Source organism: Streptomyces sp. NBC_00513 (assembly GCF_041431415.1).
GTDB lineage: Bacteria > Actinomycetota > Actinomycetes > Streptomycetales > Streptomycetaceae > Streptomyces.
Map to the genome: position 1 here is coordinate 7,027,395 of NZ_CP107845.1, position 23,084 is coordinate 7,050,478.

Consider the following 23,084-nt stretch of genomic DNA (forward strand, 5'->3'; position numbering starts at 1 on the left):
GGGCCAGTTGGTCGGGATCGTGGGGTTGTCCGGGGCGAGTTCCGTGGCGCCGACAGCCTGAACCTGATCGTTCGTGTGCCGTGCTCCCGCATGCCCGAGACCAGATGTGTGTCGCCGGCGGACGTGGACCTTCACTTGTGCCTGGTGCGGCGTCGGAGAAGTCAGAGAATCGGCCGTCGGGCCGAAGAAGATCAGTGAGGGAAGACATGACGCGTAGGCTGACGGCGGCGCTGGTGGCGCTGCTGACCGTACTCGGTTTCAACATCCTCGGCGATGAGGCCGCCGTCGCCGCCGGCGGCACCCGGCTGTACAACTCCGGGAACTGCGCCACTCCCCAGGGCAACAGCGGGGCCAATGGCACGGTCATCACCACGTGGTCGTGCACGGGCAGCAACCTGCAGAACTGGCATTGGGTCAGCGACTCGATCGTGCACGACGCGAGCGGCAGGTGCCTGACGCCGCGGGGCAACGCCACGAACACCAACGGCACCGTCCTCACCCTGTGGGACTGCACCGGATCGCCCGCCCAGAACTTCTCCGGGAACAGCGGTCGGACCTGGACCGTCAACGGGGTCAAGTGCCTGACCAACAAGGGCGGATCGCAGGCCAACGGCACCTGGGTCACGCTGTGGCAGTGTTCGCCCGAGTTCAACTACGGCCAGTCGTGGGGCCTCGTGCGCTAGTCGATCGAGAACTCCCCACAGGGCGCCCACTGGTGCCCCGCGCCGTCACGAGGGCCCCGCACCGGCAGGTGCGGGGCCCTCGGTCGTTCCAAAGGTCGGCCGTTCGCTGTCGGCGTTCACGTGCGGTACCTCCGTTGTTCGAGCCGCGGAAGGACGGGGGCGTGTCGTCACACCGTAGAAGACCGCGGAGCGGGGGCCTATGTGTCCGCCCCTCACCATCGGACTCCTCTTTGTGTGCCCGGGCGCCACTGCGCGCCGGATCCGACGATTCCCGATGCCCTCGACGGTTGGGGATGTCGGCCCGCCGAGATTTCCGATGACCCGACCTTCGGCACCTTGTCGCCGTGGCTGTCATCGGTTATGGAGAACGCCGACGGCTCCCTGGGATTGCTCATTACCACGGGGGGTCCGCCAGGTCTCCCGGATCATCCAATCTGTGGATCGTGTCAAGTGCATTAGTTTAGGAAGAGAGCATTCCGGTATGGGTGATGACCGAACCTTGACCGGACTGGCTGATTTCTGTCTCGATGATGATTGTGATGCATGGCACATCTTCGCCCCTTCAAATCGGGCAAACAGGTGCATTGCTTACGGTAATCGAGCGGAGTGAGTGATTCTGATGGCGAGAATCGAACGCCCGCCCATCGGTCGGACATTACCGAGGCTTGACCTGGATATACCGGTTTCCATAACCTCCGGATCGTGCTTGCGCCGCCGATCAACGGTGCATCAGTTACGTCAAACCATTTGACCGGAGGGTTGTATGTACGACGTTATTGTTGTAGGTGGCCGCTGTGCAGGATCGCCCGTTGCGATGCTGCTGGCCCGACAGGGTCACCGGGTGCTCGTGGTGGATCGGGCCTCATTCCCCAGTGACACGGTGTCGACCCACTACATTCACCAGGCCGGCCTGTTGAAGCTTCAGGACTGGGGTCTTCTCGACGAGATCATCGCGGCCAAGACGCCGGCGCTCCGAAAGATGCATTACTCGTATCGGGGCATCGATCTCAACGGGTTCGCCGACCCGGTGGACGGTGTCGACGCCGTCTACTGCCCCCGACGCACCGTGTTGGACGAGATCCTCGTCAACGCCGCTCGCCGGGCCGGCGCCGAGGTCGTCGAAGGGTTCACCGTATCCGACCTGGTCTTCACCGACGGCCGTGTGACCGGAATCCGCGGACGCGAAGGGGACGGGCCGGAGCGGGAGTTCCGCGCCACCGTGGTCATCGGGGCCGACGGCTTCCACTCGACGGTCGCCAAGAAGGTGGGCGCGGAGCTGTACAACGTGCGCCCCGCGGCGGGCTTCATCTACTACTCGTACTACAGCGGGCTCGACGACTGGGGTCTGCACCACAAGACCGGCTTCAACGAGAAGTGGTTCGGCACCTGGCCGACGAACGACGGCGTGAACATGCTGGCCGTCATCTGCACGCGACGCCAGCTCAAGGAGTTCCGTCAGGACGTCGAGGGCGGCTTCCAGGGCGTGTTCGACGACGTGTCCCCGGAAATGGGGGCGCAACTGCGCGACCAGGGCCGACGCGAAGAGGACTTCAGGCCCATGCGCTACCCGGACAACTACTACCGCCGCGCCCACGGCCCCGGTTGGGCTCTCGTCGGCGACGCCGGCTACCACAAGGACCCCTACACGGGGTGGGGCATCACCGACGGCTTCCTGCACGGCGAACTCCTCGCCGAGCGCGTCCACCAGGGCCTGACCGGCGAGCGGTCGATGGACGAGGCGCTCGCCGAGTACAACAAGGTGCGCGACGAGGAGAGCGCCGGAGTCTACGACTTCACGACGACGCTCGGCGAACTCACCGAACTGCCGCCGTTCTTCCGGGCGACGATGGCCGCGATGGGCCAGACCCAGGAGTGGACCAACAAGATGCTCGGCCTGATCGGCGGAGTCGTCCCGGACTACGAGGTCTACGCCCCGGACGCCCTTGAGCAGCTCTACGACGCCGCCGGCACGCCGCAGGAGGAACGGATCTACGATCCGGCCGGCTGACGACCCTCGCCCCATCGAGTCCCACCGGGACACGAACGCCCAGTGCCGTGCGTCGAGCGTGCCGTTCCGGGCGCTCGCGCCGGTGCTTCGCGCCACCCCCGCCCAGGCAGCCGTGTAGATCACTCCGGAAGACGGCGGGCTCGCCCGCGGGCAGCTCCGAGGCCGTCGTCCGACACCCCGGCAGCCTTCCCGGCAGCCGTCAGACCACAGGGCAGTAGCCCGACCACTCACCGACCGGGCCCGGGTGCCCGTCGACCGAGCCCGCCGCGCCCTGCCGGCCCGGCCGCTTCTTTCCCCATCAGCGTTCAGTCACCCTGCCGTCCCGCCACCGGCGAGGCTCGGTGCGGCCTTCCCACAGGCCCCGGGCCCATGGCATCTCGGCACTGCAATCGATGCGCTTCACCCTCTGAGGGAGCCCAGCAGATGACGCGTGCGTCCAGCATGTTCGATCTCATCAGTGACCAGGACGAGGAAAGGCCGTACTTCGAGACAGGCGGCATCGGCAGGTCCCACGAGTTCTACACCGGTGAGGAGCAGTACCGGCGGGAGATGTCCCGCATCTACGGTCGGCGCTGGCTCCCGGTGGACCACGTCTCCCGCCTCAAGGAGAAGGGTGCCTACAGCACCCTGAACATCGGCACCGGCTCCGTCCTCCTCATCCACGGGGACGACGGCATCCAGGCCTACCACAACTACTGCCGGCACCGCGGGTACAAGCTCGTCGAGGAGGCCACGGGCAAGCGGCAGAGCCTGGTGTGCCTCTACCACTGCTGGGTGTACGACCGGAACGGCAAGCTGAAGAGCCTCAACGGCACGTACCTGGACCACTTCTTCGAGAAGGAGAAGAACGGTCTGCTGCCGGTGCGCACCGAAGTCCGGTTCGGTGTCGTCTTCATCGCACTCTCCGACGACGCCCCCGACCTCGACGCCTCGCTCGGCGAGTTCGGCGAGTTCGCGAAGGTCTACGAGCTCGCCGACCTGGAGTGCGTCGAGGCGAAGGACTACCCGGTCGCCTCGAACTGGAAGCTCGTGGCCCACAACGTCAACGAGAGCCTGCACTTCCCGACCGCCCACAAGGACCTGCACCGCATCACCGACTTCGACGACGCGGGCACCTACGACCTCAAGGGCGACATCGTCGGGGCGTGGCAGTCCATCCGCGGCGGCTACAACTCCGTCTCCATGACGGGGCGCAGCGGCCGGACGCCCATGCCGCAGGTTCCCGAAGGGGACCGGCTGAAGATCAATTGGATCACCATCCTGCCCAACCTCCTGTTCGGGTTCACGGCCGACTACGTGATGATGCAATGGGTCTGGCCCGAGAGTCCCGGTACCTGCTTCGTCCGGCACTTCTGGCTCTTCCACCCCTCCGAGACCGCCAAGAGCGACTTCTCCCACGAAGCCGTGTTCGCCCTGTGGGACAAGGCGAACTACGAGGACTGGGAGATGTGCGAGCGCACGCACCGCGGCCTGTCGAACCCGCTGTGGACGCCCGGCCAGCTCTCCCTCGACGAGGAGGTCGTCTCCCAGATCGACTCCTGGGTCGCCCGCGAGTGCGCCGAAGCCCCGGACGCCCTCGCGCACGGCGAGGGCACCGCCCCCAAGGTTGAGGTCACCGCCGCGCACGGCGAGGACACCGCCGAGTCCGGGAAGGCCGCAGAGTGAGCACGACAGCCAACTGCTACCTCATCGGCGGCACCAGGGTACTCACCCAGTGCGCCGCTCGACTCCTCGACTCCGGCGTACGGATCGAGGGCATCCTCAGCGACGACCCCGCCGTGACGGAATGGGCCGACACGCGGGGGATCCCGGTACTCGACCCGCACGCGGACCTGGCGCGGACCCTCTCGGCGCGCCCGTTCGACTACCTCTTCAGCATGGTCAACTTCCGGATCCTGCCCGCCCCGGTCCTCGACCTGCCGAACATCGCCGCGATCAACTTCCACGACGGGCCGCTGCCCCGCTACTCCGGCAGTCACGTCCCCGCCTGGGCGCTGTACGAGGGCGCGTCCCGTCACGCGGCCACCTGGCACCGGATGACGGAGGCCGTGGACGCAGGCGGCGTGCTGCTGGAGCGCTGGTTCCCGATCCGCGACCACTCCACCGCCCTGTCCCTGACGTACGAGACGGCCGAGGTGGGCATCGAGCTCTTCGCCGACCTCGTCCCGCACGTCGTGGCCCGCACCCTGCCCGAGCCGCTGGACACCGGCGACCGCGAACGGCGGTTCTACCGGCGGTCCGACCGCATGGCGTCCGGCGGCATCATCCACGCGGGCACCTCGGCCGCCGAGGCCGAACGGCTCTCCAAGGCCCTGGACTACGGTTCCTTTCCGAACCCGCTCGGGGTGACGACCCTCGTCACCGAGCAGGGTGCGGTGTTCACCCGACAGGTCAGGCTGATCCCGCGCGAGGACACGCGTACCGGGACCACCGTGCAGTCGGTGACCACGTCCGCCATCACCCTGGCGGCCCCGGACGCCGACCTCGTGCTGAGCGACTGGACCGCCGTCGACGGGAGCGCGCTGAGCGGCCAGGCGGCCGCGCAGCGGCTCGGAATCACCCCGGGGGCGCCACTGCCGGCGGCCTCGGAGCAGCGCCTGGCGGACATCGCCGCCGCCCAGAAGGCGCTGCGGCCCCACGAGCCGTGGTGGCGCGCACGGCTGGAGCGGCTGCGCCCCGCCCCGCTGCCCGCCGACGACTTCTCCGCCGCCGCGGCCCACTACAGCCGCCACGAACTGGCCTTCACCCCCGCCTCGCGGGAGGAGGCCGTCGCGGTCGTCCGCGCCTTCCTCACCGTCGTCGCCGAGCGCACCGGCGAGCACGTCTTCGACTTCGCCTGGTCGCCGTCGGCCGCGCGGGACCTCTCCGAGCGGACCCACGGCATCGCCGCCGCACGCTTCCCCGTGCGCTTCGACGGTGACACCACCCGCTCCCTCCAGGACAAGCTGGACGAGGCCGCGGCCCACCAGGGCTACGCCGGCGACCTCGAACTCCGGCTCGGCCTGGCCGGGCGGCCGCTCGGCTCCGACGAACCGAGCTTCACCCGCGTCATGGTGTTGGACCGCGGCGCGGGGGAGGAGGCGTCCTCGGAACCGCACACCGAGATCGCCCTGCTGTGCCTGAAGGACGGCCCGCCCACGATCTTCGTCCGCGAGACCGCGATGGACGCGGACGCGGCGCTGGACTTCACCGAGGAGGTCGAGGACCGGGTCCTGACCGCCCTGCTCCACGGCGAGGAGCCGAACCCCGCTCCGCGCGCCGAAGGAGGCCCGGACGTACGGAGCGACGAGCACCACGCGCAACCGACCGAGGCCCTGCCCGACACCGCCGACGCCCCCGCCGCGCCCGGGACGCTCCTGGACCTGTTCGCCGCCGTCGCGGCCGACCGGCCCGGCGCCACCGCCGTCCGCAGCGGCGTCCGCACGCTGGACTACGCCGGGCTGGACGCCTGGGCCGACGCCGTCGCCGCCCGCCTGCACGACGAGGGCATCGAGTCCGGCTCGGTGGTGGCCGTCCTGATGGAGCGGGACGTCGCGCTGCTCCCGGCGCTGCTCGGAATCCTGCGCGCCGGCGCGGCCTTCCTGCCCCTGGACCCCGGCTACCCCGTGGACCGGCTCCGACGGTACGTGGAGGTCTCACGGTGCGACCTCATTGTCACCGACGACCGTACCCACGCCCTGGGCGCGTCCCTGGGCCCGGCGTGGCGCATACCCGGGCCGGACGGTTCCGCACAGGCCGTGCCGCCGAAGGTCACCGCCTCCGACCTCGCTTACCTCCTCTTCACCAGCGGCTCGACCGGCAACCCCAAGGGCGTGGAGGTCGAGCACGGAGCGCTGGCCAACTTCCTCACCGGGATCGGCGAACGCCTCGGGGTGTCGCCCGACGACTCCGTGCTCGCGCACACCACGGTGGCCTTCGACATCTCCCTGCTGGAACTCTTCCTCCCGCTCACGTCCGGCGCGACCGTGGTCCTGGCCTCGCGGGAGATCGCGGCAGATCCCTACCGTCTGGCCGAGCTCACCGCCGAGGTCACCGTGGCCCAGGCGACGCCCAGTCTGTGGCGCCTGCTGCTGGGCACCGGCTGGACCCCCGCCGAGCGACTGACCGTCCTCTCCGGGGGCGAGGCCCTGCCGCCCGCCACCGCCGAGCGCCTGCATACGGCGGCCCGCGCCCTGTGGAACCTGTACGGCCCGACCGAGGCGACGATCTGGACCTCGTGCCACCCGGTCACCTCGGTGGGCTCCTTCGTCCCGCTCGGCGAACCCCTGCCGCACACGGAACTGCACGTCCTGGACGGGCAGTTGGAACCGTGCGCCGCCGGATCCACGGGCGAGCTGTACCTCTCGGGCGCCGGACTCGCCCGCGGCTACGCCGGCAGGCCCGACCTGACGAACGACGTCTTCACCCTCCACCCCCTGACCGGCGTACGGCTCTACCGGACGGGCGACGAGGTACGCCTGCACACCGACGGCGCGATCGAGTGGCTCGGCCGCACCGACGCCCAGGTGAAGGTGCGCGGCAACCGCATCGAACCCGCCGAGATCGAGCGGGTGTTGGAGAAGGCGGACGGCATCACCGCCGCCGTTGTCGTCGCGGCGCGGTTCGAGGGGAGGGGCGAACCGAGGCTGACCGCCTACCTGGTGGGCGAGGGTACGCCCGTCAAGGCTCGGCTCGACGCGTTCGTCGGCGCCGCCCTGCCCGGCTACATGGTGCCCGATGCCTACGTCAACCTCGACGCCATGCCGCTGACCGACAACGGCAAGGTGGCGCGCGCCCGGCTGCCGCTGCCGACGCGCGACACCATCATCCCCACCGCCGCCGGCTCCGCCGAAACACAGGTGGAACCCGTGGAGCCGCTCCCGTCCCTGGAATCCGTGGAGCCGTCGACGACTCCGACGACGGCTCCGACGGCTCCGACGGCGGCTCCGATGACGACGGAAGCGCTCGCCGACTCGATCGCGGCGATGTTCGCGGCCACGCTGGACCTTCCCTCCTTCGACGTGCACGCCAACTTCTTCGACCTGGGCGGCGACTCGGTCAACGTCACGTCCGCCGCCGTCCGGCTCAGCCGTGAGCTGGGTGCCGACATCACCGCCCCGTCGATCTTCGCCTCCGGTACTCCGGTGAAACTGGCCCGGCTGCTGGGCGCGGAGGGAGTGGTACCGCTGCTCGGCGGCCCGGAGACCGAAGGCCCCGTCACGACCGCCCCGGAGTCGGCGCGTCCCGAGCCCCTCGCGACGGAACCCGCCACGAGCGAGCGGGTGGCGACCGCATCCGCGCGGCCGGCCCCCGTCGTGGCCGCGGTGTCCGCGCCCGCGGAGCCCACTCGGCCGGCCGCCGCCGACGGCGCCCTCGCCGTCATCGGCATGGCGTGCCGGTTCCCCGGAGCCGCCACCCCGGACGAGTTCTGGCAGAACCTCGTCGACGGGGTGTCCAGCGTCGGACACGCCCCGGACGGCAAGCGCGGCTGGGCCCACCTGTGGTCCGAGACCGGCGCCGACGACGTACGGATGGGCTGGGTGGACGGTGTCGAGTACTTCGACGCCGCCCGCTTCGGACTCACCGACCGCGAGGCCCGCCGTATGGATCCCCTCCAGCGGATCCTGCTCAGCGTGACCGCGGAGGCCCTGGAGAGCGGAGGCCACGACCACACCTCCCTCGGCGCCGCCACCGGCGTCTTCGTCGGTGCCATAGCGAGCGACTTCCCGGAGCTGGTGGCGCGGAGCATCGGGCACGACGACCCGCACGTGGCGACGGGCACCGCCCCGTCCATGCTCGCCAACCGGCTGTCGCACGTCTTCGACTGGTCCGGACCGAGCTTCGCCGTCGACACGGCCTGCTCGTCCTCCCTCGTCGCCCTGCACCAGGCGGCCATGCACCTGCGGGCGGGCGACGTGGACGCCGCCGTGGTCGGGGCCGCCAACCTGGTCCTCACCCCGGCCAAGACGCGCTCCTTCGTCCGCAACGGGATGCTGTCCCCGCAAGGGACGTGCCGCGCCTTCGACGACGGCGCCGACGGCTACGTACGCGGAGAGGGCGCGGGCGCCGTCATCCTCAAGCGGCTCGCCGACGCGGAACGCGACGGCGACCCCGTCCTGGCCGTGATCCGCGGCACCGCCGTCAACCACACCGGCGGCAGCGCCGGCTTCCTCACCGCCCCCAGCAGGCCGGCCCAGGAAGCCGTACTGCGCAAGGCGCTGGCCGGCTCCGGGCGCACCGCCGCCGACATCGGCTACATCGAGGCGCACGGCACCGGCACCCAGCTCGGCGACCTCATCGAACTCGAAGCCCTGCACGCGGTCCTGGGCGGCCCGGCCGGTCGGCGACCCGTCGCCGTGGGCTCGGTGAAAACCAACATCGGCCACCTGGAGCCGGCCGCGGGCATCGCCGGACTGATCAAGACGATCCTGACGCTCCAAGCGGGCCACATCCCGCCGTCGCTGAACTTCAGCACCCCCAACACGTCCTTCGACTTCGACGGCTCGCCCCTCTTCGTGGCCGACCGGCCCCGACCGTGGGGGAGCGGCCCGCGCGTCGCGGGTGTGAGCAGCTTCGGCTTCGGCGGTGCGAACGCCCACGTCGTCGTCGAAGCGGGTCCCGCCACCGCACCGGAACGCGACGAGCCCGGCCCGCGGCTGCTGGTCCTCTCCGCAGGCTCGGACGAGGCGCTGCGCACGCTGGCCCACCGGCTGGTGCTGATGCTCCGCTCCTCCTACTGCCCGTCCCTGGACGCACTGAGCGAGGCGAGCCGGCAGCGCCCGGCGGGAGCCCACCGGCTGGCCTGCGTGGCGGACAGCGTGGAGCAGTTGGAGGACAAGGTCCGGCTGTTCCTGGCCGGCGTCGCCGACACCCGCTCCCTCCACGTGGGAGTGGCCTCCCGGGCGGCGCGCACCCACGACGAGTCCCTCGACGCCGGAGCGAGCCGTCCGGCGCTCGACGCGGCCGCCCGCGCGTTCGTCGACGGCGCCGACCTGCCCGCCGGACCGCTACGCCTGGCCGGCGTGCGCTTCCCGACCCGGCCGCACGCCGAGAAGTACCTGTGGCTGGAGCCCGCCGAGCAGCCGAACGCCGCCGTCCCGAACGCCGCCGTCCCGAACGCCGCCGAGCAGCCGAACGCCGTCGTGCCGAATGTGACCGTGCGGGACGCCGTGCCCGGCCGTACGAGGAACACCTGGACGGAGCATCCGGAAGCCGCCGAGCACGTGGTCCTCGGCAAGCCGACACTGCCCGGCGCCTGCTATCCCGGCAAGATCGCCGAACTGCTCGGACGCGATCGGTTCGGTCTGCGGGACCTCACCTTCCGGGCGGCCGTCGAGACCCCCGCGACCCTCACCGCCGAGCGGGACAACGACACGATCGCCTTTCGCGACGGCACCGGAGCACTGGTCGCCAACACCGAGGTGACCGCGCCCGAACAGTCGTTGCTCACCGCCCCGCCCAGTGCCGACGGCTTCACCCCCGTCGCGCTCGGCGCGATGTACGAGGCCTTCGAACGCGCCGGGCTCGGCTACGGGGCGGGCTTTCGCACCGTGACCTCGCTCTCCGTGGCACCCGGGCAGGCCACCGGTGTGCTGCGCGGCGTCGGGCGGCCCACCGGCGCCGTGGACGCCCGGCTCCTGGACGGAGCGTTCCAGGTCGCGCTCGCCGCGTGTGGTGCGCAGGGACTGTACGTTCCGTTCACCGTCGAACGGCTCACCGTCCTCGGCCGGCTTCCCGACACCGCCAGGGTGTACGCCCGGCGCGACCGGGACAGCGGGCCGGACTCCGGTCTGCTGACCGCGAGCCTGGTGGTCCTCGACGGCGACGAACCCGTACTGGAGGCCCGCGGGATCACCTGGAAGCGGCTGTCCCCGGCACCGTCGCAGGGAGGCGCGGGAGGCGACGCGCGGGACGGGCACCGTCCCGCACCGGTCCCGGCGCGCAACCCGGGTGCGGTCTCCACCGCGGTCTCCAACGGCCACCGTCCCGGGCCTGCCCCCGACCGACCGACGGCCGGCGGTCTCGACGCGACGCTGGCCCGGTGGGTGGCGGCCGCCCTTGAGTTGGACGTCGACACACTGGAAACGGACCGCCCGCTCCAGGAGCAGGGGCTCGACTCGATGCTCGCGGTATCGCTGGCCCAGGACATCCGCGCCAAGCTGGGCGTGGACATCCCCGTCACACTGGTCCTGGAGGTCGGCACGGTCGACAGGCTGGCCGCCGAACTGAGGGACGAGTACGGAGTCACCGCGGCCCCCGCAGACGGGAGCGCCCCCGGCGCGGGCGATGCTCCGCGGGCGCCCGTCCACGAGGAGCGCGCGGAGCCCGTCCCGGCCCCGGCCCCGGTCCCGGTCCCGGTCGTGCAGCCGATCCAGGCTCTGGCAGCGGCGGACGGGCAGCATCCGGGGGCCCCGGTAACCGATGACGCGGACCGGCACGACATCGCCGTCATCGGTTTCGACGGGGTGTTCCCGAACGCCGAGAGCACCGAGGAGTTGTGGCGGGTCCTGGTGGACGGCGAGGACTGCCTGACCGAGGTGCCGGAGTCCCGTTGGGACATCGACGCGTACTACGGGACCGACGGCGAACCCGGGACCGTCTACCTCCGGCGCGCGGGCTTCGTCCAAGGGCTGGCCGAGTTCGACCCCGGGTTCTTCCGGTTGTCACCGGCGGAGGCGGCATGGATCGACCCCCAACAGCGCCATCTCGTCCAGTCCGCCTGGCGGGCCCTGGAGGACGCCGGCCTGGCCGGGAAACCCCAACGCTCCACCGGCGTGTTCGTGGGCGCCAGTTACCAGCACTACCGCGACACGGTCGTCGGGGACGTCGTCCAGACGGCAGCGGGCCTGGGCAACCACAACGCGATCCTCGCGAACCGGGTGAGTTACTTCCTGGATCTGCACGGGCCGAGCATGACGATCGACACGTTGTGTTCGTCTTCGCTGGTCGCCCTGCACACGGCGGTGCGCAGCATCCGCGACGGCGAGTGCGACCAGGCCGTCGTGGCCGGCGTACACCTGGCCATGTCACCCCAGTACTTCCAACTGGGCTCGCGCCTGCGCTCGTTCTCCCCGTCCAACGCCCTACGGCCGTTCGATGCGGGGGCGGACGGGTTCGTGCCGGGTGAGGGTGTGGTGACGGTGGTGGTGAAGCCGCTCCGGGCCGCTTTGCGGGACGGTGACCGGATCCGGGGTGTCATCAAGGGCAGTGCGGTCAACCACGGTGGTCGTACGAGTGGGTTGACGGTTCCGAGCAGTGCGGCGCAACAGGAAGTGATCTCCGCGGCGTTGCGGGACGCGGGGGTGTCGGTGGATTCGATCGGTCTGGTGGAGGCGCACGGGACGGGGACGGGTCTGGGTGATCCGATCGAGGTGGAGGGTCTGACGCGTGCGTGGCGTGGGGTGACGGACAGGTCGCAGTTCTGCGCGATCGGCTCCCTGAAGGGGAACGTGGGTCATCTGGAGCCGGCGGCGGGGCTCGCGGGCCTGGTGAAGGTGCTTCTTGCGATGGAGCACGGGATGGTTCCGCCGTCGTTGCATGTGGTGCGGCCGAATGATCACATTCGCTTCGAGGAGACGCCGTTCTATCTGGCGGACCGGGCGGTGGAGTGGCCGCGCAATGGTGAGCCTCGTCGGGCGGCGGTGAGTGCCTTCGGAATGGGTGGCGTGAATGCCCATGTGATCGTCGAAGAGCCCCCTGTGATTCCTGGGCGTGAGGTGTTGTCGCAGGATTCGTTCGTCGTGCGGGTGAGTGGGGCTGATGAGTCGGCGTTGCGGTCGTTGGCGGGTGTGTATGCGGGTGAGTTGGTGGGTGCTTCTGCTGAGGTGTTGGGGGATTTCGCTTTCTCGGCGAATGTGGGTCGTGCGGGGCATCGTTTTCGTGCGGTGGTGGCTGGTGTTGATTCGGGTGCGGTGGTGGCTGGTTTGCGGGATGTGGTGGGGGGTCGGGCCGCTGTTTCTCGTAAGGGGGGTGTTGCGGTTCCGAATGTGTTCATGTTCACGGGTCAGGGTTCGCAGTATGTGGGTATGGGGCGGGGTTTGTATGTGACGGAGCCGGTGTTTCGGGCTGCGTTGGATGAGTGTGCGGAGTTGTTGGTGGGGCATTTGGATGTGCCTTTGTTGGATGTGTTGTTCGGTGGTGTGGGTGGGGGGTTGGATCGGACGCGGTATGCGCAGGTGGGGATTGTTTCGGTGCAGGTGGGGTTGGTGCGTTGGTTGGAGTCGGTGGGGGTTCGTGCGGATGCGGTGGTGGGTCACAGTCTGGGTGAGTTGACGGCTGCGTGGGCTTCGGGTGTGTTGGGGTTGGCGGATCTGTTGCGGTTGACGGTGTTGCGTGGGGAGTTGATGGAGGGGCAGCCGGGTCGGGGTGCGATGGCTGTGGTGCATGGGGATGTGGGGGTTGTGGTGGAGGCTTTGGTTGGGTTTCCGGGGGTGGAGGTGGCGGCTTTCAATGGGCCGCGGGTGGTGACGGTTTCGGGGCCGGCGGATTTGGTGGCGGCGTTCTGTTCGGGGTCGGGTTTGCGGACTTCTCCGTTGGTGGTGAGTCATGCGTTTCATTCGGTTCTGATGGAGGGTGCGGTGGGGCCTTTTGTGGAGGCGGTGGCGGGTGTGGGGTTGTCGGCTCCGGTGATCGGGTTTGTGTCGTCGGTGTCGGGTGGTTGGCATTCGGCGGGTTCGGTGGTGGATCCGGGGTATTGGGGTCGGGCGATTCGTGAGCCGGTTCGTTTTGGTGAGGCGGTGGCGACGGTGTCGGGGTTGGGTGCGGGGGTGGTGTGGGAGGTTGGTTCGCATCCGCAGTTGACGTCGTTGGCTCGTGCTTCGTGGGGTGGTGCGCAGCCGGTGTGGTTGAGCACGTTGCGGCGGGATCGGGTGGATCAGGTCGAGGTGCATGGGGCGTTGGCGGCGTATGTGAACGCGACGTCGGCGGATCTGGACTGGTCGGGGGTTCATGCCGGGAAGGGGCAACGGACGATCACCCTTCCCACCTACCCCTTCAACCGGCAGGAGTTGATCGTGCCCGCCGCACGCCGCAGCGGCGCCGCGACGAGCACCGTCGGCCACCCGCTGTTCGACCGTCACTACGAGCACCGGAGCGAGGGACAGTGACGTACCCGGACGAGACCTACGAGAAGACGTTCACGGGCCAGGAGCCCTTCATCGCCCAACACCGCTCCGCCGGCGCCGGGCTGCTGCCCGCCGCGGTGCAGCTTGAGATGGCGATGGTGGGAGTCGCCCGACGCAGGCCGTTCACTCCGCTGGAACTCACCGACGTGACGTTCCTGCGACCCCTCACCATCAGCGACGACGCGACGGCTCCCGTCCGCCTCGACGTGTCCTTCGGGCCGCCGATCCGCTTCGAACTGAGCACGGTCGTGGCCGGCGAACGCAAGCCGCTGTCCAGCGGCACCGGTCGGCTGCTGCTCCCGGGCGACGTCCCGGCCCCCACCGCCGACACCGTTCCCGGACCGCGGATCACCGGCGCACGGACCATCGACCCGGACCGGCTGTACGACAGCTGGGCACGCGAGGGCCTCCAGTACGGGCCGGACTTCCGCACCGTCCGGGACCTCTCCGTCGGAGACGACGGCGTGGCCGGGGCGACGCTGAGGTCCGACGCCGAACCCGTGCCCTGGTACGCGCATCCGCTCCTGGTGGACGGGGTGTTCCAGGTCGTGAGCTGCGCGCTCCAGGACCTCACGGGAGCCGACGGCCCCCACCCCATGCTGCCGATCGGCATCGCCCGGTTCCGGGTCCTCACCGACCTCTCGGCGCTGTCGACCGGTGCCACCGTCCTGGTGCGCCGCACCGGCGTCGACGGCGCGTACGCGACCGCCGACGCGACTCTGCTGGGGCCCTCCCACGAGGTCGCCGCGGAGTTCGAGGGGCTCCGCATGCGGCGAACGGCCGCCGTCTCGCGAACGGCCGCCGCCTCGGCCCCGGCACGACCGGCCGCGCTGCCCATCAGCCGGATCGTGTGGCGTTCCGCACCAGCGAAAGCCGCCCGGACCGAGCCGGTGACCGGTACCTGGGTGGTGCTGCACGACGCCGGCACGGACGGCCTCGGAGCACGCGCCGCCGGACGGCTTCGGGCCGACGGCGCCCGCGTGGTGGAGGTCGGCATCGGCCCGTCCGGACCGCGGGCGCACGAACACGCACAGGAACGGGCCGGAGACGGCGACGGTGACCGTGACCTGCGGATGCTCGCGCAGCCGGACGAGGAGGCGTTCCGGCGGCTCTGGGACGAGGTCGGGGACCCGATCGCCGGTGTGGTGCACCTGTGGAACGCCGGCGAGGTGTCCGACGGCGCCCAGGGGGAGGAGACGGAACTCCGCCTCGGCCTCTACGGCTGTCTGGCCGCCCTGCGGACCCTCGGCGAGCGGCAGCGCAAGGGCCGCTTCCTCGTCGTGACCCGGGACGGGCAAGCAGTCGCGGACGGAGACCGGCCGGTTCCCGCGCGCGCCGCCCTGTGGGGCTTCCTCCGTACCGCCGCCATCGAGTACTCGGGCCTGCGCCCCCGCCTCGTCGACATCGACCGGTCCTCCGACGACGCCCTCCAGGCGCTCCTCGCGGAACTCGGCGACAGCGACGGCCCGACCGAGACCGGCTACCGGCAGGGTGTCCGCCGGGTACCCGTCCGCGTTCGCGACCGTTCCGCGCACGCCGCGCCCCGCTCACGCCCGGGGCCGGTCAGGCAGGGCGGCCGCTACCTCATCCTCGGCGGGCACGGCGGTCTGGGCCTGGAGGTCGCCGACAGGTTCGCACGGGACGGCGCCGGCGTCGTCGCGTTGGTCAGCCGCTCCGGCGCGGCGGCCCTCGACCGGCAGCGGACGGCCGCGATCCGCGCACACGGCTGCGAGGTCGTCTCCTACAGCGCGGACGTCACCACCCCCGGCGCCCTGGCGGCCGTGGTGCAGCGGGCCCGCGCCGAGTACGGCGTGCTGCACGGCGTGGTTCACGCCGCCGGCACGCTCAAGGACGGCCTGATCCGCAGCGCCACCGCCGAGGACATCGCCGCGGTGATGCGGCCCAAGGTCGACGGGGTCCGCGAGCTGGCGACCGCGGTGGCCGGGCAGGACCTGGACTTCGCCGTGTTGTTCGCGTCGGTCTCCGGCACGTTCGGCAACCTCGGGCAGGCCGGGTACGCCGCGGCCAACGCCTACCTCGACGCCTTCGCGCAGGCACACGGCTCGCCGTGGCTGAGCATCGACTGGGGCCTGTGGGGTGAGGTGGGCATGGGTACGGCCGTCGCCGAGCAGTTGCGGCGGCGCGGTGTCCGGCCGCTCGGCACCGCGGAGGGTCTGGACGCCCTCATCGCGGTACTGGGGTCGCGGGAAGACCCCCGCCAGGTCGTCGTCGCCCACCCGGACGCCGGCGCCGAGGTCATCGAGCCGGAGGCCGCGGAAGCCGAAGCCGAAGTCGAAGCTCCCTCCGTCGTACGGGCCGAGGCGCGCACCGGCGTACCGAACACGGCCGGTGGGACGGCCGGGGCCGGCGGGTCGGGCGTGGGCGCCGGGGAACACGTCGCCGACGGCCTGGAGCGGTTCCTCGCCGAGCGGCTCGGTGTCGCCTCCTTCGACCGCGACACCCCCCTGTCGGACTACGGCATGAGTTCGATCATGAGCGTCGAGCTGTCGGAGGAACTGTCCCGCAGGTGGGGCATACACCTCCCGGCGACGCTCTTCCTGGAGTACGGCGAGTTCGCCGAGCTGGTGCAGGCCCTGACCGACCGCTACGGCGCCGCCACCGCGGTGGCCGCGCCGGAACCCCCCGAGCCGGTCGGGTCCGTCGAGCCCTCCCAGCCGGCCGAGCCCTCCCAGCGGGTCGGGCTTTCCGAGCCGGCCGACCTGGTACGGCCCTTCTTGCCCACCCGCCCCGGCGAGCCGCTCCCGGCATCCGGCCCCGACCGCCCGCTCCCGACACCGCGACGCCGCACGCGGGCCGACGGCCGTGACGCGGACGTGGCGATCGTCGCCGTCTCCGGTGACCTGCCGGGCGCCGCCGGCGGCGCGGTGGAGCTGTGGGACCTGCTCCGCTCCGGCGGCAACGCGTTCACCGAGGTCCCGGCGGAACGCTGGGACATCGACACCCACTTCGAGCCGCGCGGCCCCCGCATGACGGGCACCTACTGCCGCACCGGTGCGTTCGTCTCGGGCATCGACCGCTTCGATCCGAGCTTCTTCGGCATCTCCGTACGCGAGGCCGAGGAGATGGACGTACAACAGAAGCTGCTGCTGGAACACGCCTGGACGGTGCGGGACGACAGCGCTCTCGCCGACCGCCGCGACATCGGCGTCTTCGTCGGCGCCACCTACACCCACCACCGTGACACGCAGGGTCTGGAGACCGTCGGACCGCACACCGCGCTCGGCTCCATGAACGCGGTACTGGCCAACCGGATCTCGTACGCCCTGGACCTCACCGGCCCGTCGCAGACCGTCGACACCCTTTGCTCGTCCTCGCTCGTCGCCATCCAGCAAGCGGTCGCCGCACTGCGTGCGGGGCACTGCGGCGCCGCCATCGTGGCGGCCTGCCAGGTCGGCCTGACTCCTTGGTACTACCGCAGCCTGAGCCGGCTCGGCGCGCTGTCCGAGACCCTGCCGAGGCCCTTCGACGAGCGGGCGGACGGATTCCTGCCCGGCGAGGGCGCGTTGGCCGTGATGCTGAAGCCGCTCGCGGACGCGGAACGGGACGGCGACCGGATCTGGGGCGTCATCCGCGGTACGGCCGTCAACCACGGGGGCCGCGGCAGCGCCCTGCCGGTGCCCCGCAGCGAGGCCCAGGCCGCGGTCGTCCGGGCCGCGCTCGCCGACGCCGGACTGGCCCCCGCGGACGTCTCCCTGATCGAGACGCACGGCACCGCGACCCGGCTCGGCGACCCGATCGAGATCGCCGCGCTGACCGAGGTGTTCGGTGGCGATCCGGACCGCACCGGCCCGTGCCACATCGGGACGGTGAAGGGAAACATCGGACACCTGGAGCCCGCGGCCGGACTCGCCGGCCTGCTGAAGGTGCTGCTGTCCCTGCGACACCGGGAGATACCGCCCGTCGCCGGCCACGAGACCCCCAGCAGCCACCTCGACCTGTCCACCGGACCGTTCGTGATCCCGGTCGAGCCGCAGCCATGGACCTCGGACGGTCCGCGCCGGGCGGGGATCAGCTCCTTCGGCATGGGCGGCACCAACGCGCACATCGTCGTGGAGGAGTACATCGGGGAGCCCGGGTACGGGCAGTCCGGCCACGATGCCCCCGAGGCCGCCACCGAACGGGACGAGCATCTGCTCGTCCTCTCCGCCCACACCCCGCAGGCCCTGCTCCGGCGCATGGCGGACGTCCGCCCGCTGCTGGCGCGGGGGACCGCGGACGACCTGCGCGCCCTGTGCCGCTCCAGTGCCATCGGACGCGACCACCGGGCCCACCGGGTCGCCGTCCTGGGGAACACGGCCGACGAACTGAGCACCGCCTTGGCCACGGCGCTGCACCTGGCGGACCGGGCACCCGGCACCGTCGTACGCGGCGACACTCTGGTGGAGAGCGCCTCGACCGGGCTCGGCGGGCCCGCCCTGCGCTACGTCGCCGGCGGCACCGTCGACTGGGCCGCGGTGTACCCGGGCCCGCCGGCACGCCACCGCGCCCTGCCTCCCTACCCGTTCGGGACGCCGACCGACACCGCGGTGACGTCCCCGCCCGCACCACCGGCCGGCCCTGCCGCACAGGACGTGGCCGCTGCCCTACGGCGGCTCGCGCCCGCCCACCGGGTGCTGGGCGAGGACACCGTGCCCGGGGCGCTCCCCGTGGCCCTCGGGCTGCGCTCGGGCGAGGTCCTGCGCCGGATCGTCTTCACGGGCCGGGGAACCGGAACCCACTCCCTCACCAGTGACCTGGACGACCCCACCCGCAACGGACCGGCCGCCTTCCGTCACGCCGACCGGGTCATCGCCCGACTCACCACCACCGACACCCCGGCCGGCCAGGAGCCCGCCGCCGTCGACCTGGACGCACTGCGGGCCGGCCTCGGCCGGACCCTGCAACCGGACGGCCTCTACGCCTGGTTCGCGGCGAAGGGCATGGAACTCACCGCCCCGCTCCGCTCCATCGCCGAGGTGCACTACGAGCCGGGCCGCGTGCTCGTACGCATCGACGTTCCCGCCGACAGCCCCCTGGAGGCGCAGACGGTCGCGATCGACGCCGCCCTTCAGGCCATGGCCGTGCTCACGCTCGCGGACCCCGCCGCCCCGTCGGCCACCTATCTGCCGGTCTCCATCGGCCGGGCGACCCGCTGGGCGGATCCGGCGCGGACGGTGTTCGTGTTGCTCGAAGGCGCCGAGCCCGCGAGCGACGGCACGCGACGCGGCGACGCGACGCTCTTCGCCGCCGACGGCCGGGTGTTGGCCCGGCTCGACGAAGTCGAGTACCGGACGGTGGCCGCCGACGACGCACCGCCCTCTCGCCCCGCCCACCGCACGCCGCACGCCGCGGCATCGGAGGCGGCGATCGTCACGGTGGTACGCGACGTCCTGCGCGACCCGGGTGTCACCGCGACCACCTCACTGTCCGCCGCGGGCCTCGACTCCATGCTGGCGACGGCCATCGCGGCCGACATCGAGACGGAGTACGGGGTACAACTCAGCCCGACGGACGTCCTGGACGCCGCGGACTGCCGTACCCTCGCCGCGCACGTCGCCGAACTGGCGGCCGACGGAGCGTTCACCACAGACCCGGACACAGACCCGGCCCCGGCCCCGGTCGAGGGCCCCGAGGCGGCGGCCCCCGAGGCAGCGGTCCCCGAGGCGGCGGTCCCCGGCGCGGCCTCGGCCACCGTCGGTCCGGCAGTCCTCGAAGACACGGCGGCTGCCGAGGACATGGCCGTCATCGGCCTGGCCCTGGCGCTCCCCGGTGCCTCGGACCCGGAGCGGCTCTGGTCCCTCCTGGCCGGCGCCGGCGAGGAGATCCACCCGGCGCCGGCCCACCGCTGGGGACGGTACGCGGATGGTCACGAGCCCGACATGGGCGGATTCCTCGACAACGTGGAGGAGTTCGACGCCCGGTTCTTCGACTTCTTCCCCAAACAGGCGGAGGTCCTCGACCCGCAGGTCCGCTGGCTGCTCCGTACCGCCTGGGAGGCACTGGAGTCGGCCGGCCTGCCGCCCAGGCAACTGGCCTCCTCCACCGGCGTGTTCGTGGGCGCCAGTTACCAGCACTACAAGGACTACAACATCGAGCCGGAGCTGGACGCCCCCAGCGGTCTCGGCAACCACAACGCGTTCCTCGCGAACCGGGTGAGTTACTTCCTGGATCTGCACGGGCCGAGCATGACGATCGACACGTTGTGTTCGTCTTCGCTGGTCGCCCTGCACACGGCGGTGCGCAGCATCCGTGACGGCGAGTGCGACCAGGCGATCGTGGCCGGTGTTCGCGTCGGCATGTCCCCGCTGCACTACGTCGCGATGCGAAACCTGCGAGCCCTGTCGCCTTCGGGTGCCTCCCGGCCGTTCGATGCGGGGGCGGACGGGTTCGTGCCGGGTGAGGGTGTGGTGACGGTGGTGGTGAAGCCGCTCCGGGCCGCTTTGCGGGACGGTGACCGGATCCGGGGTGTCATCAAGGGCAGTGCGGTCAATCACGGTGGTCGTACGAGTGGGTTGACGGTTCCGAGCAGTGCGGCGCAACAGGAAGTGATCTCCGCGGCGTTGCGGGACGCGCGGGTGTCGGTGGACTCGATCGGTCTGGTGGAGGCGCACGGGACGGGGACGGGTCTGGGTGATCCGATCGAGGTGGAGGGTTTGACCCGTGCGTGGCGTGGAGTCACGGACAGGTCGCAGTTCTGTGCGATCGGCTCCCTGAAGGGGAACGTCGGCCATCTGGAGCCGGCGGCGGGTTTGGCGGGGTTGGTGAAGGTGCTTCTGGCGATGGAGCACGGGATGGTTCCACCGTCACTGCACGTGGTGCGGCCCAACGACCACATCCGGTTCGAGGAGACGCCGTTCTATCTGGCCGACCGTGCGGTGGAGTGGCCGCGGGACGGTGAGCCTCGTCGGGCCGCGGTGAGTGCGTTCGGCATGGGTGGCGTGAACGCCCACGTCATCGTCGAGGAGCCTCCCGTCCCACTGACGCGTGAGGTGCCGGTTCAGGATTCGTTCGTCGTGCGGGTGAGTGGGGCTGACGAGTCGGCGCTGCGGTCACTGGCGGGCGCGTACGCCGACCGGTTCGACGTGGTACGCGACACCTGGGAGACCGCCGACCTCTGCCACACCGCCAACACCGGCCGCTCCCCGCTGGAGTTCCAGACCGCCGTCCACGGGCGAACGGCCGCCGAACTCGCCACCGCGCTGCGCTCCGTCGCCGCCGGCCGCATGCGCCCCGCCCGCGTCGACATCGACCTGACCGCCGAAGCGGCGGCGCTCCGCGCCGGGTCGACCGCGGGACCGCACGGATCCGTCGGCGCCGCCGAGTTGACCGGGGTCGGCTACGCGCACATCGACTGGCCCGCTCTCTCCGCCGTTGGTGCCCGCGTGACGGACCTCCCCACCTATCCGTTCGCACGGGGTGCGTACTGGCACACCACCGGCCCGTCGCTCGCCGCGTCCGGCCCGCTGCCGACGGGGGTCGAGGCGGTGCGCGTCGACTGGCGCGTACGGGAGTTGCCCCCCACCCCCACCCCCACCCCCGCTCACGGCTCGGCCCCCGCCCCGGGCTCGGGCGCGGTACGCCTGGTCACGGCCGACCCCGAGCTCGGGCGCGCGCTGACGACGGCGCTCCGGAGGCGGGGCGTGACCGTGGTCGAGCCCGGCCGCCGGGCGGACGGGGCCATCGTGATCGGCACCCAGGACAGCCGAAGCGGCGGAATCGACGAACTCGCCACTTTCTGGGCAGAGTTGAGCAACATCGTGGCGAGCCTGCCCGCGCGCGGGGCAATGCTGTGGGCGGACTTCCACGCCGCCGCCGTGCATCCCGAAGAACGCGGCAGCCTGCGCCCCGAGCGGGCTGCCATGGCCATGGCCGTACGGTCTGCCGGAGCCGAAGGCCGCAGGCCCACCGCGGTCGTGCACCTGGACCCCGCCGAACCGGCCGAGACACTCGCCGGCCGCCTGGCAGCCGAGTACGGCGCCCTGACGGCCGTGACGGACAGCGAAACCGAGCCCCGGACTCAGGCCGAGACGGATGCCGGCGGAGACACCGTCGTCGCCGCCCACCGACGGGGCGTCCGGTACACGCCGCACTCCGTGCCGACGGTGCCCGGCGCGCCGTACGCCCTGCCCCCCGACGGGTACTGCCTGGTCACCGGAGGGCTGGGCGCGGTGGGACTGCGCCTGACCGGGCGGCTGATCGATCGGGGGGCCAAGCGCATCGGCATCATCGGCCGGTCGGCCCTCGATCCCGCGCGCTCCGAGGCCCTGCGGGACCTGGCCGCGCGCGCCGACGTCGACTACGTGTCCTGCGACGTGTCCGACCCCGAGGCGCTCGCCGCGGTCGCCGGGCTGTTGGGGCGGCGCTGGGGCCGGCTGGTCGGCGTGGTGCACTCCTCAGGCGGGGTCAATCCGTTCGGGGCGATGCACCGCCGGCCGTGGAGCGATGCCGAGAAGGTGCTCGCCCCCAAGGTCCCCGGCTCGCTGAACGTCGTACGACTGGCGAAGGAGGAGGGCGCCGACTTCGTCGTCCTGGTGTCCTCGATCGCCGGTACGCAGGCCTCGGCCGGCCGGGGACTGGTCGACTACAGCCTCGCCAACGCCTACCAACTGGCCCTCGCCGAAAAGGAGAACGACGCCGTCACGATCGTCACCGCGCACGCCTGGCCCAACTGGACGGGCATCGGCATGAAAGCGGACGCGTCCTTCTCCGCCGCCCACTCGATCGGCGCCGAGCAGGCACTGGACGCCTTCGTCGACCACCTGCGGACGGGCGGCGCCGTGATCTTCCCGGGAAGCACCGCCACCGCCCCGGCGGAGCCCGTGGAGCCCGTCGAGTCCGAGCCCTTCGACTCCGTCGCCACGCCCACGCCGCCGCGGGCACGACCCGAGGCCGTCGTCGTTCCCGCACCGACACGCGCCGGTCACGACCGCGCGGGCATGCGGGCCCGGGTCCGTGACGCCTTCGTGCACGTACTGGGCGAGGACCCCGGGGAGCGCCCGCTGCCCGGGCTGGGCCTGGACTCCCTGATGATCGCCGAGCTGACCACGGTGCTCGAACAACGCAGCGGCCTGACCGTCGACCCGTCGCTGCTGATGCGGGCACGCACGGCCGACGACATCGCGGCCGGGCTGGCCGCCCACGAGGCGCCGGCCGCCAGTCGGCCGCCCACCCCCGACCGGGACGACCCGCCCACCCCCGACCACGACGACCCGTCCGCGTCCGCCCTGAGCGCCCTGCTGCGCCCGCTGCTCCAGCGGGACGGGCAGCGATGACCGGGCAGGGCGGGACCGG

General features: G+C 71.6%; 5 protein-coding genes. All 5 read left to right on the forward strand.

The annotated features are described in order from the left end of the window. Positions 1 to 206 precede the first annotated feature (206 nt). The 5 genes from OHA84_RS31745 to OHA84_RS31765 all read left to right on the forward strand — a co-directional run bounded on the left by OHA84_RS31745 (position 207) and on the right by OHA84_RS31765 (position 23,065). Positions 207 to 683, forward strand: a complete 477-nt coding sequence (locus tag OHA84_RS31745; protein WP_266953344.1) for an RICIN domain-containing protein — start codon at positions 207 to 209, stop codon at positions 681 to 683. A gap of 763 nt (positions 684 to 1,446) precedes the next feature. After that, positions 1,447 to 2,691 carry an NAD(P)/FAD-dependent oxidoreductase gene (locus OHA84_RS31750; protein ID WP_266953347.1) on the forward strand — a complete coding sequence of 415 codons (1,245 nt, stop codon included), beginning with the start codon at positions 1,447 to 1,449 and terminating at the stop codon, positions 2,689 to 2,691. 423 nt (positions 2,692 to 3,114) lie between these two features. Then, positions 3,115 to 4,356, forward strand: coding sequence for an aromatic ring-hydroxylating dioxygenase subunit alpha (locus OHA84_RS31755; protein ID WP_266968482.1), 1,242 nt, complete (start codon positions 3,115 to 3,117; stop codon positions 4,354 to 4,356). Next, on the forward strand, positions 4,353 to 13,775 hold the full coding sequence (locus OHA84_RS31760; protein ID WP_266968480.1) for a polyketide synthase: 9,423 nt from the start codon (positions 4,353 to 4,355) through the stop codon (positions 13,773 to 13,775). The genes OHA84_RS31755 and OHA84_RS31760 overlap by 4 nt, the downstream gene beginning before the upstream one ends. Then, on the forward strand, positions 13,772 to 23,065 hold the full coding sequence (locus OHA84_RS31765) for an SDR family NAD(P)-dependent oxidoreductase (RefSeq protein ID WP_266968478.1): 9,294 nt from the start codon (positions 13,772 to 13,774) through the stop codon (positions 23,063 to 23,065). The genes OHA84_RS31760 and OHA84_RS31765 overlap by 4 nt, the downstream gene beginning before the upstream one ends. Positions 23,066 to 23,084: the final 19 nt, after the last annotated feature.